The sequence below is a fragment of the Affinundibacterium baiyunense genome (genome assembly GCF_018139645.1).
GTDB classification, from domain to species: Bacteria; Pseudomonadota; Gammaproteobacteria; order Burkholderiales; family Burkholderiaceae_D; genus Undibacterium; species Undibacterium baiyunense.
This window is the reverse complement of the sequence record NZ_JAGSPM010000017.1, coordinates 1-13,839: the sequence shown is the minus strand read 5'-3', so window position 1 is coordinate 13,839 and position 13,839 is coordinate 1. Positions and strand designations below refer to the sequence as shown.

Annotated in this window: 15 protein-coding genes; 6 read left to right on the top strand and 9 right to left on the bottom strand. The window is 44.7% G+C overall.

All coding sequences use genetic code 11. The features are described from left to right. Positions 1–28: 28 nt before the first annotated feature. Entirely contained in the window at positions 29–277 is a 249-nt protein-coding gene (locus KDM92_RS17795) for a hypothetical protein (RefSeq protein WP_189347698.1), read from the top strand. A 79-nt stretch (positions 278–356) separates the two neighbouring features. Here the strand turns inward: KDM92_RS17795 and KDM92_RS17790 are convergent, their stop codons facing one another. The 3 genes from KDM92_RS17790 to KDM92_RS17780 all read right to left on the bottom strand — a co-directional run bounded on the left by KDM92_RS17790 (position 357) and on the right by KDM92_RS17780 (position 2,562). Continuing rightward, positions 357–1,526: a D-alanyl-D-alanine carboxypeptidase family protein gene (locus KDM92_RS17790; RefSeq protein ID WP_212685708.1), complete on the bottom strand. Its 1,170-nt coding sequence runs from the start codon at positions 1,524–1,526 to the stop codon at positions 357–359. 79 nt (positions 1,527–1,605) lie between these two features. Beyond that, positions 1,606–2,238: an alpha/beta hydrolase gene (locus KDM92_RS17785; RefSeq protein ID WP_212685707.1), complete on the bottom strand. Its 633-nt coding sequence runs from the start codon at positions 2,236–2,238 to the stop codon at positions 1,606–1,608. 6 nt (positions 2,239–2,244) lie between these two features. Continuing rightward, entirely contained in the window at positions 2,245–2,562 is a 318-nt protein-coding gene (locus tag KDM92_RS17780; protein ID WP_212685706.1) for a (2Fe-2S) ferredoxin domain-containing protein, read from the bottom strand. Between the two features lie 183 nt (positions 2,563–2,745). Here KDM92_RS17780 and KDM92_RS17775 point away from each other — a divergent pair, with 183 nt between their 5' ends. Further along, positions 2,746–3,093 carry a hypothetical protein gene (locus tag KDM92_RS17775; RefSeq protein ID WP_212685705.1) on the top strand — a complete coding sequence of 116 codons (348 nt, stop codon included), beginning with the start codon at positions 2,746–2,748 and terminating at the stop codon, positions 3,091–3,093. 28 nt (positions 3,094–3,121) lie between these two features. On the opposite strand, the gene KDM92_RS17770 is transcribed toward KDM92_RS17775, so the two are convergent. The 6 genes from KDM92_RS17770 to KDM92_RS17745 form a co-directional block, all read right to left on the bottom strand. Next, positions 3,122–4,255 carry a VanZ family protein gene (locus KDM92_RS17770; RefSeq protein ID WP_212685704.1) on the bottom strand — a complete coding sequence of 378 codons (1,134 nt, stop codon included), beginning with the start codon at positions 4,253–4,255 and terminating at the stop codon, positions 3,122–3,124. Between the two features lie 73 nt (positions 4,256–4,328). Next, positions 4,329–4,958 (bottom strand): ABC-type transport auxiliary lipoprotein family protein, encoded by a 630-nt coding sequence (locus tag KDM92_RS17765; protein WP_212685703.1) that lies wholly within the window; start codon positions 4,956–4,958, stop codon positions 4,329–4,331. Between the two features lie 55 nt (positions 4,959–5,013). Next, positions 5,014–5,946, bottom strand: a complete 933-nt coding sequence (locus tag KDM92_RS17760) for an MlaD family protein (protein WP_212685702.1) — start codon at positions 5,944–5,946, stop codon at positions 5,014–5,016. Beyond that, positions 5,936–6,775 (bottom strand): ABC transporter ATP-binding protein, encoded by an 840-nt coding sequence (locus KDM92_RS17755; protein WP_230408418.1) that lies wholly within the window; start codon positions 6,773–6,775, stop codon positions 5,936–5,938. The genes KDM92_RS17760 and KDM92_RS17755 overlap by 11 nt, the downstream gene beginning before the upstream one ends. A gap of 4 nt (positions 6,776–6,779) precedes the next feature. Next, positions 6,780–7,904 carry an MlaE family ABC transporter permease gene (locus KDM92_RS17750; RefSeq protein WP_212685734.1) on the bottom strand — a complete coding sequence of 375 codons (1,125 nt, stop codon included), beginning with the start codon at positions 7,902–7,904 and terminating at the stop codon, positions 6,780–6,782. A gap of 142 nt (positions 7,905–8,046) precedes the next feature. Beyond that, complete coding sequence (locus KDM92_RS17745) at positions 8,047–9,873, bottom strand: phosphoethanolamine transferase (RefSeq protein WP_212685700.1); 1,827 nt, start codon at positions 9,871–9,873, stop codon at positions 8,047–8,049. Positions 9,874–10,365: 492 nt separating this feature from the next. Between KDM92_RS17745 and rpsL the strand changes: the two genes are divergently transcribed. The 4 genes from rpsL to KDM92_RS17725 all read left to right on the top strand — a co-directional run. Beyond that, positions 10,366–10,749, top strand: coding sequence for a 30S ribosomal protein S12 (gene rpsL, locus KDM92_RS17740; protein WP_186917398.1), 384 nt, complete (start codon positions 10,366–10,368; stop codon positions 10,747–10,749). A 177-nt stretch (positions 10,750–10,926) separates the two neighbouring features. Next, a complete protein-coding gene (rpsG, locus tag KDM92_RS17735) occupies positions 10,927–11,397 on the top strand; it encodes a 30S ribosomal protein S7 (RefSeq protein ID WP_186921430.1) in 471 nt (156 codons plus the stop codon). A 129-nt stretch (positions 11,398–11,526) separates the two neighbouring features. Then, complete coding sequence (gene fusA / locus KDM92_RS17730; protein WP_189347718.1) at positions 11,527–13,632, top strand: elongation factor G; 2,106 nt, start codon at positions 11,527–11,529, stop codon at positions 13,630–13,632. A gap of 84 nt (positions 13,633–13,716) precedes the next feature. Further along, positions 13,717–13,839: GTP-binding protein (locus KDM92_RS17725; RefSeq protein WP_229827326.1), on the top strand; the 123-nt coding region annotated here is incomplete at its 3' end.

Below are 13,839 nucleotides of genomic sequence, written 5' to 3'. Positions count from 1 at the left end.
TGGCGTAAATTTTATTTGAGGAAAATTTATGCCTAAGAATTTGCAAAGACAATGGTGGTTTATGTTTCCCATCACATTTATCTCCGGTTATGCGGCGTATTTATTGGTAAGTGCGGCAGGAATTGGTGGCTTGGAAACCTTGGCGCAGATGTTGGTATTTGCATTGTGCTTTGCGGCGCTGCGTACGGGTTTGCAGTTTATTTCATGGCTTGGGATTGTGGCATTTATGCCGAAGTTGGCGAAGTCGGTTTTAGATCAAGAGACTGCTTCAAAGTAACGATGATGTAAGCATAAAAAAGCCCGCGATGACTGACTGTTATGTTGTGTCATCGCGGGCTTTGATTTTCTCTTTTGAATTATTTGAATAAGAGACGGATCGAATCCCAAGCACGACCAAAAATGCTGGCTTGCGGAACGTCTTCTAAGGCTAACACCGGAAACTCAGCAACTGCTTTTCCATCCAACATCATCTTCATTGTACCGATTCTGCTGTTGGCAGTGATTGGCGCCACTAGTGGATCTTTGCGCTCAAGTGCGGGTTTTAATCGCGCGGCACTACCTTTTGGTAAGGTAACGTAAAGGTCTTGTCTAAAACCGACTTTGATTTTACCTTGACTGCCTTTCCATACGTCTAGCGTTTCAATTGCTTGCGCTTTATCGTAGAGTTTGACGGTGTCAAAGTTGAGGTAGCCCCAGTTCAATAGTTTTAAACTTTCTTGTGCGCGAATTTGATCGCTCTTCGTTCCCGTTACGATAGAAATTAAGCGACGTTGGCCGTTTCCGTTTGGACGATTTGCTGATGAGATTAAGCAATAACCCGCGGCTTCAGTATGACCAGTTTTCATACCATCCACTGTTGGGTCTAACCACAGTAAACGGTTGCGATTTGCTTGGGTAATTTTGTTATAGGTGTAGCTCTTGGTTGAATAATATGTTTTGTAGTATTCAGGATGATCAGCGATTAAACGTGATGCCAAGATCGCTAAATCATATGCCGTTGAAAAATTATCTGGGCTAGGCAAACCATGTGAATTGGCATAACGCGTAGCTTTCATCCCAAGACGGGCAGCTTCACGATTCATCTGGGCGACAAATGCTTCCTCACTACCAGCAACGGCTTCAGCTAAGGCAACCGAAGCATCATTCCCTGATTGCACAATCAAGCCAAACAACAAGTCATTGATGCTGACAGGTGTTGCCGGATCAATAAACATTTTCGAACTGCTTGCATCGACTTTCCACGCACGTGTCGATACAGTGATCTGTTGATTAATATCTAAGCGCTTTTCTTTAAGCGCGTTAAATACCAAATACGCAGTCATGATCTTGGTCAGCGACGCGGGTTCAATTTGCAGAGTGGCATTATCAGAATTGATCACTTGATTGCTGGTTGCATCCAACAGCACCCAAGATTTAGCATCAACCAAGGGCTTTGGTAGCGTTTGAGCTTGAGCCACAGATATGCTGCTGAGCGTCACGGCTAAAAAAGCTAGTGATGAAAGTAAAGAAGACAAAGTTTTTTTCATTGGAAATCAAACAAGGTAAAAAAAAGAAAAATTGAGGTTGGAAAATTGCGAATTAAAAACCGTGAAAAGACCCGTGAACTTAAGTCCACAAATCACTAATAATTTTTTTTATGTGCGGTAGCCGACGATGAAAAAAGTGATCCGCACCAGGAATCACAATCACCGGAATATCTTGCGGTCGTAACCAGTCAAACACGGCTTGTAAAGGAATCGTATCGTCAAGCTCACCATGAATCAAAATGGTATCGCTAGGAATATCTGGCATCGCCCATTTACCTGCAGCCGCACCGACTAAAACCAGCCTTTGTACCGCAATACCGGCGGCGCTTAAGCGTTGATGTAAACGTGATTGCACAAAGGTACCGAAAGAGAATCCGCTTAACACCAAGGGCAAATCTGGGTAACGTTGACGCATGTGTTCCAATAGCGTTTCCATATCGTCAGTCTCACCGATGCCTGCGTCATGTACGCCTTCAGATTGACCAACACCACGGAAATTCATGCGCACAGTGACGTAACCAAGGGAGACAAATGTACGCGCCAAGGTTTGCGCCACCTTGTTTTCCATGGTGCCACCAAATAAGGGATGCGGATGGGCTACCAACGCAAGGCCGGTCGGCTTTGGAAATAACTCAGGATCAGGATGATTTACCGCGCATTGCAGTTGCCCAGCATTACCCGGTATCAGAAATTGTTCGGTATGAATATTCATCGCGCTTTATACTTTGAGACGTTCGACTACGCCACCACCAATCAAATCGACATCGATAATTTCGTCGATATCACTTTGGTCTACATAGGTGTACCAAGTTCCTTGTGGATAAACCACCAGCACTGGTCCTTGTTCACAACGATCTAGGCAGCCAGCTTTATTAATACGAATCTTGCCCTCGCCATTCATATCAAGTTGTTTGATGCGACGTTTGGCGTGTTCTTGCGCTGCTTGTGCTCCATTTTTGGCACAGCATTGACGGCCATCATCACGGTCGTTTAAGCAGAAGAATACGTGTTTTTTAAAATAGAGATTGTCAGACATGTGCTTTTTCAAGTAGGCGAATTCGGCTTTAGTGGCGAATTTCGCGCGATAGAAGAATAGAAGGCGCTATGATACATCGAATTGAAATCACGAATGCGTTGATTACCGTACTTAACTAGAGAGGCAGGTGCCAGCTTAGTGAAGTATTTTTATCGATGATTAGTCTTTATTGGAGAGCTGCAGATGTTGAATCTAGATTGTCAAATTAATTCGTCTGCTAAGATGATTCCAAACGGTGTTAGAGGATCTGAATGGAAGCTGAACTGGCTTCTGTTATCGATATTTGTCGTCGTGTTGTGCAGTGGATGCGGCAAATCAGCGAAATCTTCGTCGGCGGCGGTAGAGTCATCCGCGACGACCGCAAGTGCTGCTTCTGCGAGCGCAGTGGACGAACCTGCTTTTAAGATTGCTGAAGAACAGCGCAAAGCACTAGAACAGGCTAAACAACTTGAGCAAGATTTGCAGAACGCCGCCGATAAACAAAAGCGTGAAATTGAAGCAGCAACAAACGGAAAAACAAACGGAAATTGAAATGAATAATGTGAATTGTAATTGAGACCTAGGCCGATTTCTGCAAAACCGATTGAGTCGCTTTTTGATGTTTAAGTAAATACCAAATCGCAATAAATGGCCAAGTCACAGATAAAAACTGCGCTGCACCGTAAAAATTCAACATTTTTCCTTGCACCATGGTTTGTAAAGTATTGAGGAAGTAAGGATTACTAGGAATTAAATTCACCATCAATAAGCTAATCAGCAATAACAGCACAGCCAGTCGGCGTTGTGCGTGGCTTGGGGCAAAAGAAAATCCATACAACATAATGGTGCTGATTAAGATCCCTCCTTTGGCTCCCGGTGCTAACCATAAGAAGGCATTTTCAGGTTGAAACATTAAGGCGCTCGATAAGGCCTTCACTGCTAAACCTGCGATTAATAGTAAGCAAGCCAAAGCGAACTTTGGTGCGTTTCGATTTAGCAAAGACAAGCAAATTAAGATCGCGCCCGTACAAGCGCAAGCGGTAATGATGGTTTCTGAAAGCAGATAGGTTTCTGGGCTTAGTTCGATACCGTGCCTGAGGTAAGCACTGAGATCAATGCTGACATCTAAATATTCTTCGCACCATAATGAAATAATTGGCAAAATTTGTCCGTGGCCAAATAAAAACGCCTGCGGGAAAATTTGCGCCAATGGCCATAAACCTAGTACCACTAATTCGGGTGAGGACTCACGTTGTAACCAAAGCGTGCGCAATGATTGTAGTCGACCACTTTCTAAGATATACGGTAACAATAATACGCCGCACAAAGCACCAATAATTCCGCCGGCAGCATTGGTAATCAGATCGAGTAGCGAGGTGACGCGATTCGGTAAAAAATACTGAATGCTCTCCATCAGCAAACTCATGCTCGCAACGGCAACACAAGCGAGCAGAAACGACCAACGTAATTTCATCAAGGGATAGATGGAAAAAACTAGCAGCACACCAAACGGGATATAGCCGATGACATTGACGATCGCATCAAACTTCGACCAATAACGTGGCCACTGCGAAATCTGTGCTGAGAAAGCGGCTAGATTTTCGAATTGCCAATCAGAGAATGGATACAAACTCGCGTACACGATCAATACTGCGTATGCCACTAAACTGGCACGCGAAAGAGGTGATGCTGTTTGATCGTGTTTGGATGTCATGCGCTTACTAAACAATGCTTAGGTCTCGAATTGATGATTGAATGAGAACGCGGAAATGTAGAACCAAGCTTACTCATCTCACTTGAGTCTGTAACCATGCAATAAGTTCCGTAATTGTGCGATCGCTTGCTTGTGGCATCGCCTTTGCACCACCTTTTGCGTCTGCGCTGTCGCAGGTTGTTTGTGCTTGAAAAATCTTTTGCGCGATTAATTGATTTTGCTTGATCAAGCTGGCGCGCCAGCGCAGTTGCACTTGGCTTTGTTGTGGACTGCTAAAGTGCTGCGAGAATTCTTCAAGCTCAATCCGAAGGATGGGTAGATTTTTAACACCATCGCTGGTAGTGAGTACCGCGCCACCTTGTTGATTAATATGTGTTTTGATTCTTTGCTTGAGTAACTGCGCAGGGGGCATACTCCAACGACTTTGCGCATAAGGTCGCAACTCTTGCTTATTCTCATAGAGTAGTCGATACAGCATGGATGTGCCTTCTAAACTATTTGGCACCTGAATTTCTGCCAACAAAATAGCGAGTTTTGGGCTATTTGTCGCGTTGGATGTTTTCTGGTTGTCTTCGGTTTGACTAACACCAAAATCAAATTGCTGGTGCATGGTGGGACTGGCACAAGCGAATAATAAACTCGTCATGATGACGAATAAGCTAGAGCGTAGCAGCGAGACGCGGGCAAAGTAGGTCGTGTTCATAAGAGTTTGTCTGTCTTAAAAATACAGGAATCGAAGATGGTCTGGTGATCGTCGTTTAATTGTTTTTGAAGCCGGGTTCGCCAGGCCCTGGAGGAATGGGTTTCGGCCCAAACAGCAGACTTTGTGGACGTTCATTAAAATTCTCGGTGCTGCGATTGATGCTGCGCAAAGTACCCCCTGCGTCGAGAATCACATTGTGCATTGCAGGCAAAGTTTCGAATTGCAGGCTTTGACTGATTTGTTCCAGATTTTTACTTAAACGACCAATGCTGCTTTGCTCGCTTTGTAGGTTGCTTAGCACTTGATTTAGATTGCTACTGGTGTTCTTTGCATTATCGGAGAACTGTTTAAACGCTAGAGCGCTTTCACGTGCTTGCGCGATCGTTTGCGGTAAATTATTTAATATTGGGTCAAGTTTTGCGGGTAAGGCTTCCCATGCGGCAGCGGTTTTGCCGATTTGTTTGACGGTATTTGTGAGCGATGCGCGATTCTCTTGATCTAACAAGGCATTCAAGCGCTTACTGAGTTCTTCGGTTTGTTTCAAGATGGCGATGCCATGTTTCTCAACTTCTTGTAACAAGCCTGGACGCAGAGGAATTCTTGCTCCCAATTTTGGGTCCCGCACTATTGCTGCTGGTTGACTACCGTCATCGTCTAACTCGATAAATGCGATCCCAGTTACGCCTTGATATCCTAGTGTTGCATAAGTCGATTGTGTGATCGGTGTGTCCGACACGATATCAAGACTAAGTAGTAGTTGGCCGGGGACTTTGCTATCAAAATCAATGTCGGTCACTTTGCCCACTTTAATACCTTTGTAGCGGACTGCTGCTTGAATGTTTAATCCAGATACTTTGAGTGAGGTCGCAATAGTGTACGGTGTGCGTTGAATCTCATCTTTGCCCAGCCATAGCGCTAGTGCGCCAGCGAGGATTGCAAGGCCAATCGCAAACACGCCAGCGATCAATGCATGTGATTTACTTTCCATAATGTGCTCCTGCTACTGTTTTTGCGTCGACATTCGTTGGTGCTAAAACTTCCATTGCGCGGATGCCACGTCCACCACGGAAGTAAGTTTGGATAAATGGATGTTGGACCTGTATTACTTCGTGCGCGTTGCCAACCGCAATCATTCTTTTGTCCGCAATCACGCCGATGCGCGATGACAGCGCGAATAAAGTATCAAGATCATGTGTCACCATCACGACAGTGAGTTTAAGTGATTGATGCAGTGATTGAATCAAATTGACGAAGCTATCTGAGCTATCTGGATCTAAGCCCGCGGTTGGCTCATCAAGAAATAATAATTCTGGATCAAGCGCAATGGCGCGCGCCAAAGCGATGCGTTTAATCATGCCACCCGATAGGTCAGACGGCATTTTTTTTGCATGTTCAAAACCGATGCCGGACATATGTAACTTGAGATAGGCAATATCCATGATCAGCGATTCCGGCAGGCTATTGAGTTCGCGCAGGGGTTGCGCAACATTCTCAATTACATTCAAGGCGGAATATAAAGCGCCGTGCTGAAATAGCATGCCCGAGCGGCGATGCAAATGTTCTAAGTGTGGTTGCTTCGGCGCATGGATATCGTCACCAAAAACTTTGATAAGACCACTTTTGGGTGTTTCTAGTCCTAGTATCTGTCGCATCAAAACTGTCTTACCAGAGCCAGATCCACCCACGATGGAAAAAATTTCGCCACGTTGAATTTCTAAGTTCAGGTCATCGTGAATCACTGTACGCCCAAATTGTGTACGTAGGTGCGCAATTTGTATGACAGGCTCAGCGAGTGAAGAAGTCGTTTGATTTTCCATACACTTAATAAGCGACATTGCGGAACAGCACCGCAAAAAAAGCATCCGCAATAATCACGGAAGTAATTGATACAACGACTGAACTAGTGGTGCCTTGACCTAGGCTTTCTGTGTTGGGTTTGATTCTAAGTCCATAGTGGCAAGCAATAATGGCGATGAGCATTCCAAAAAACACACCTTTGCCGAGTCCTATCCAATAGTTGCCCAGACTCACAACATCAGGAAGTTTGTGCAAGAAAAATCCCGGTGACATATCGAGGATAAATTGTGCTGAAATTGCGCCGCCGATCAAGGCCATAACGTCAGTCCAAATCACGATCAAGGGCATGGTGATGGCGAGCGCGACGACTTTGGGCATAATCAGACGGAATCCAATCGGAATGCCCATAACCCGCATGGCATCTAGCTCTTCAGTGACTTTCATGACGCCCAACTGTGCTGTGATCGCCGAGCCTGAGCGACCAGCAATTAAGATCGCCGCTAGCATGGGCCCGAGTTCACGAATAATGCTGATCCCAAGTAAATTGACGATGAACAGATCGCCACCATAATTACGTAATTGTTGGCCGGATAAATACGACAGTACGACACCAATTAGTAATCCGACCAACGCGGTAATGGCCAAGGCCTGAAAGCCAGTACGGTAAATATTTGCAGAAATTTCTTTCCACGGACCTCGTGTTGGATGGCGTAGAAAACGTCCTAAGTCGAGTACTAATTGTCCAAGTAATTCGATGATCCCAATCACATGTAGGGCAAAGTTTAATGATAGACGTCCTAGTCGCCCGAATGGCGGCACGATGGGTTTGGGCTGCGTGATCAGTGGAATTGTTTGTACTTCGGCTAAGCGATTGAACAAGGTTTGATGATGTTCATTGACGAGTAGATTTTGGGGAAAACGCTTGCCCCAGCTCAGCCATAATAGTTGCGCACCAATATGATCAAGCGCACTGAGTTGGCGTAAATCCCAAATTAGTTCAGGTCTGTTTTGTGTTGCTAACAGGCTAGCATTAATTGCTTGCATTAAGCCTGGTTCTACTAATAGATCCGTGAGCCAAGCGCCTTGAATTTGAACAGTCGCCTGTTCATTTTCGATAAGCTGTAAGGAGGGAATAGTATCGCGGCGCATGGTGGAAGTGTAAGTCACAAATATAGAGCTGAGCAATTTATAAAAGGCTTGGTCTATTGAATGTCGTTTGTTTTATTGAATGCTTGGTTTTGAACGACGCATTGAATTCTTCATAGAGTCCTCAACTGAATCCTTCCTTACTTTATTTTTCTTGCTTTAAAGGCTGTTTATTATCAATGACTTCGCGACAATCACCTTTTAAATAAGCGTCATCGTAGTGCGTCCAACCGTAGCTATCGACATAGCGCGTATGGTAAGTCCATATTGGGCTAAATACGCTGCGTTCTAATTTCTCATCAGGATAGCGAATGTCGACCATATCAACGATGGAGTGAAACACATTTTCTGTACTTAGTTTGGCATGCTGATGGGCTTTTAGGTGTTGAATTTTGTCTGGATGTTGCGCCGCATATTGGTCGGAATACCAAACAAATGCAGGAATATGAAACTCATATTTTGTGTTGTGCCCATGAAAAGCGAGATTGCAACTACCGTCATATAAAGTTTGCCCGTGATCGGAGATGTACCAAAGTGCAGTCATATGCGGGATCGCTTTTAGTTGCCCTATCATGCGAGACAAAATCCAATCGTTGTATAAGATCGAGTTGTCATAACTATTATTTAAAGCTTCTTTGTTTTTTAAGTTGGTATAGGCGGGCTTTGCAATGCCGAATAAAGAAGGTTTCCACTTATCAAAATTTTGTGGGTAACGATGGCTGTAGTTCCAATGATTGCCCAGACTATGAATCACGATTAATTTGTTGGGGGCGCTATCTTGCAACGCTGTTTGCATGGGGGCTAGTAGAACTTCATCGTAGCTAGAATTGTTGGTAAAACCACCAAGATTCAGGAATTGTGTGACATCGGCTTCTTTGGCGATCACCGAAGTGGGAGTATCGAATTGGCCAAAGCTCATTTGATTAGAAATCCAAAATGTTTTAAAGCCTGCTTCTTTGTAGGCGCTTAAAAATGATTTCTCGGTAAACCCAGGCTTCAAACTTTGCGTGGCAGGTTTGCGCGTCGTAATAATTGGCACGGAAAGGCGCGTGGCAGCAACGGCAGTAATCATGTCGCTAAAGCTGACGAGATTATTTTCTTGGTCGAGGTTTGGTGTAGTTAATCGCTCGTAGCCATTCAGGCTCCAGCGATCAAAACGCGAGGATTCGCCGATTACGACGACGATCGTTTGTTGGAAATCATTGCCAGCCGCTTGTTGCGCGTGAAAACGGAACTGGCGACTTTTCTCATTTAAGCTCGTTAAATAGCGTCGCTCTTGATAGAAATCACCAAGCCGCGCCCAAATTCCCAGTGGCCAGCTGCGAGAGAAGCTTTCTAAATCATAGGCACTTTCTAGCCAATTTGGCAAAGCTGGTTGCTGATCTAAGTAAGTTTGTAATTCTTCCCAAGATCGCAGTTGCCAAAATCGTCTTTCAGCGACCTGGGTTTGCGAAGCGTCTTTTTCTGAAGCACTAGCAACTCCTACTCGAGCGCCATAACTCCATACGATAAAAAGACAGCTTATTGTCGCCATACAAAACCAGCGAGACGGATGCTGCCAATCGAGTTCCTTGGTTTTTCTTGCTGAGACAAGTAGTGACCACCACCACGCTATTGTTATGGCAATGACTAACAGTAAGAGCCAAACTTTATTGCCGAGAAACTCTATCGCTTCTTTCGGACTGGTTTCAGTGATGATGCCTAAATGATGTGTAGAGATTCCTTGTCCGAAATAAATGCGCAAGTAGATTTCTATTGGAATGACGAGAAAGGCAGGGATCAAAAGATAGTGAAACCAGCGCGGGCTTTTGAAAACACTCCACAAAATTAACCAAGCGACAAGCTCATAACTTAGTAAGCGCATCGAATGTTCGACGCCTTTACCTAGAAAATAACTCAAAAACGGCAGGCAACTAATTAAAAAGTAACTGAATAATAAGTAGGCTTTTGATGAGGCTAGGAATTTTAGCATTGCAAACTTGTAAAGTTAAGTCAAGCGGACTCTTGAATCGCATTAATCGTTTTATGCTGAACGCTTTTGCAGAGACTTTTGAATCTCAGTGTTGGGCGACGCTGACATATATGTGCGATCAATTGCTCAAGAAAAATTATTTTGTCATTTTAGCCTTGAATTTGTTTGCCTCAGACTTTTATGTCCGCTTGCTTTAGGTAAAGACGTGGAAGCGGAAAATATTTCGATCTCTAGACTCACCCGTAATGGATTCGAGGAGGCGCGCTAAGTTCTTGTTTCCATTGTTTTTCCTTGACTTTGCTTGAAATAAAGGTGTACACTCGCGAGTTCTCGATTTTATATGGTTTATTCTTACGCACTGCCAATTTGTGGGTGAGCATGAATGGTCGAGGACTCGTAAGCCTTGTTTGCGAGTGAATATATAGATTTTAAGTGCCCAGGCAACCGTTTCTGGGCGTGTGTTTAACGTTGTATTTTGTTGGATTAAAAACGATGCCAACCATCAATCAACTGATTCGCCAACCACGCGTTTCCGCAGTGGTTAAGAGCAAATCTCCGGCGCTGGAAAACAGCCCGCAAAAACGTGGCGTATGTACCCGCGTTTATACGACAACTCCAAAAAAGCCTAACTCGGCTTTGCGTAAAGTTGCCAAAGTACGCTTGACCAACGGTTTCGAAGTTATTTCGTATATCGGTGGTGAAGGCCATAACTTGCAAGAACACAGCGTAGTATTGATTCGCGGTGGTCGTGTAAAGGATTTGCCGGGTGTGCGTTATCACATGGTTCGCGGTGCTTTGGATACTCAAGGCGTTAAAGACCGTAAGCAAGCTCGTTCCAAATATGGTTCTAAGCGCGCTAAAGCTGTTAAGAAGTAATCTTTTGGTTTGTTAAGAGATTCTTGTAATTAGCTTGTAAATTTAACTCAGTAAAATCTCCGTAATTCGGAAAGGTGTCGGTCTCGAATGAGCCGAGTAAGTGGTGGCTATGATGGCTTACCGCGAGCGCTGATAAATTGTTATTAGCCGCTCAACTGAAGATTGAAAGGAATTGAAATGCCACGTCGTCGTGAAGTCCCGAAACGGGATATTTTGCCGGATCCAAAGTTCGGTAATGTAGAAGTATCTAAGTTTGTTAACGTGTTGATGTTGTCTGGCAAGAAGTCTGTTGCTGAAGGCATTATCTATGGCGCGTTTGATCATATCCAATCAAAATCTGGTAAAGATCCATTGGAAGTGTTCGCAACTGCGATTAACAATGCAAAGCCATTGGTTGAAGTTAAATCTCGCCGCGTTGGTGGTGCTAACTATCAAGTTCCAGTTGAAGTTCGTCCAGTTCGTCGTTTGGCTTTGTCTATGCGTTGGTTGCGTGAAGCAGCAAATAAGCGTAGCGAAAAATCTATGCCACAACGTTTGGCTGGCGAATTGTTGGAAGCCGCTGAAGGTCGTGGCGGTGCAATGAAGAAACGTGATGAAGTGCATCGTATGGCAGAAGCCAACAAAGCCTTCTCTCACTTCCGCTTCTAAGAGTAATTGTGAGAAGCCATTGTATGTTCAATTTGCAATGGTTCTGGTAGGTATTTTGAATCAGGCCGGGCGTGATTTTTCGAAGAAAATTGCGCTCGGTTTTGTCCATTAAAAGATTTAGGATTAGCTATGGCCCGTAAGACCCCCATTGAGCGCTACCGCAATATCGGTATTTCTGCTCACATTGATGCAGGTAAAACGACAACGACAGAGCGTGTATTGTTTTACACAGGTGTAAATCACAAAATTGGTGAAGTTCATGATGGTGCTGCGACCATGGACTGGATGGAGCAAGAGCAGGAGCGTGGTATTACTATTACTTCCGCTGCGACAACTTGCCACTGGAAAGGTATGGCGAATAACTTCCCAGAGCACCGTATTAACATCATCGATACGCCAGGTCACGTTGACTTCACTATTGAGGTTGAGCGTTCTATGCGTGTGTTGGACGGCGCTTGCATGGTTTACTGTGCAGTTGGTGGCGTTCAGCCACAATCTGAAACAGTTTGGCGTCAAGCTAATAAGTACAAAGTCCCACGTTTGGCATTCGTCAATAAGATGGATCGTACTGGCGCGAACTTCTTCAAAGTATACGATCAAATGCGTGCACGTTTGAAGGCGAATCCAATCGCGATCCAAATTCCAATTGGTGCGGAAGATAACTTCCAAGGCGTGGTTGACTTGGTCAAAATGAAAGCAATCATCTGGGATGATGCTAGTCAAGGTATGAAATTTGACTACCGTGATATTCCAGCGGAATTGGCTGATCAAGCTGCTGAATGGCGCGAAAAAATGGTTGAAGCAGCTGCTGAAGCTAGTGAAGAATTGATGAATAAATACCTCGAAGAAGGTGATTTGTCTGAAGAAGAAATCAAGAAGGCATTGCGTCAACGTACGATCGCTTCTGAGATCGTTCCAATGATGTGCGGTACTGCGTTTAAAAACAAAGGCGTGCAAGCGATGTTGGACGCGGTTATCGAATACTTGCCATCTCCAGTGGATATTCCACCAGTAGCTGGTACGGATGAAGATGATCAGCCTACAACACGTAAAGCAGCTGACGATGAAAAATTCGCAGCTTTGGCGTTCAAGATCATGACGGATCCGTTCGTTGGTCAATTGATTTTCTTCCGCGTTTACTCCGGTACGATCAATTCTGGCGACACAGTGTACAACCCGATCAAAGGCAAAAAAGAGCGCCTTGGCCGTATTTTGCAAATGCATGCTAACCAACGTGAAGAAATCAAGGAAGTTCGCGCTGGTGACATCGCCGCGGCAGTTGGTTTGAAAGATGCGACAACAGGTGAAACATTGTGTGATCCAGCGTCTATCATCACTTTGGAAAAAATGGTTTTCCCTGAGCCAGTTATTCAACAGGCTGTTGAGCCAAAAACAAAAGCTGACCAAGAAAAAATGGGCTTGGCTTTGAACCGTTTGGCGCAAGAAGATCCATCTTTCCGCGTGAAAACTGACGAAGAATCTGGTCAGACTATCATCGGTGGTATGGGTGAGTTGCACTTGGAAATTATCGTTGACCGTATGAAGCGTGAATTCAACGTGGAAGCAACTGTTGGTAAGCCACAAGTTGCGTACCGCGAAACAATTCGCAAAACATGTGAAGAGATCGAAGGTAAGTTCGTTAAGCAATCTGGTGGTCGCGGTCAATACGGTCACGTTGTATTGAAAATTGAACCGCAAGAGCCAGGTAAGGGATTTGAATTCGTTGACGCGATCAAAGGTGGTACAGTTCCACGCGAATATATCCCTGCGGTTGAAAAAGGTGTTATCGAAACATTGAACTCTGGTGTGTTGGCAGGTTACCCAGTCGTCGACGTTAAAGTCACTTTGTTCTTCGGTTCTTACCATGACGTTGACTCCAACGAAAACGCCTTCCGTATGGCAGCTTCGATGGCGTTCAAAGATGGTTGCCGTAAAGCGAGCCCAGTTATCCTGGAGCCAATGATGGCAGTTGAAGTTGAAACGCCAGAAGATTACGCTGGTACAGTGATGGGTGACTTGTCTTCACGTCGTGGTATGGTTCAGGGTATGGATGAAATACCAGGTGGTGGCGGTAAGATCATTAAAGCAGAAGTGCCTTTGTCTGAAATGTTCGGTTACTCGACTTCGTTGCGTTCTGCAACACAAGGTCGTGCAACTTACACAATGGAATTTAAGCACTACTCCGAAGCGCCGAAGAATGTTATCGACGCAATTGTTTCTGCAAAAGCTAAGTAATTTAAATCGGAAATCCTGCCTTGTTTATGTTGAGTGAGCAAGGTAGGTAATTAATCTAATCGTTCTTTTTGAAGGAAGAATAAAATGGCAAAAGGTAAGTTCGAACGCACCAAGCCGCACGTTAACGTCGGTACAATTGGTCACGTGGATCACGGTAAAACGACATTGACAGCAGCGATTGCGACAGTATTGTCTGCAAAATTCGGC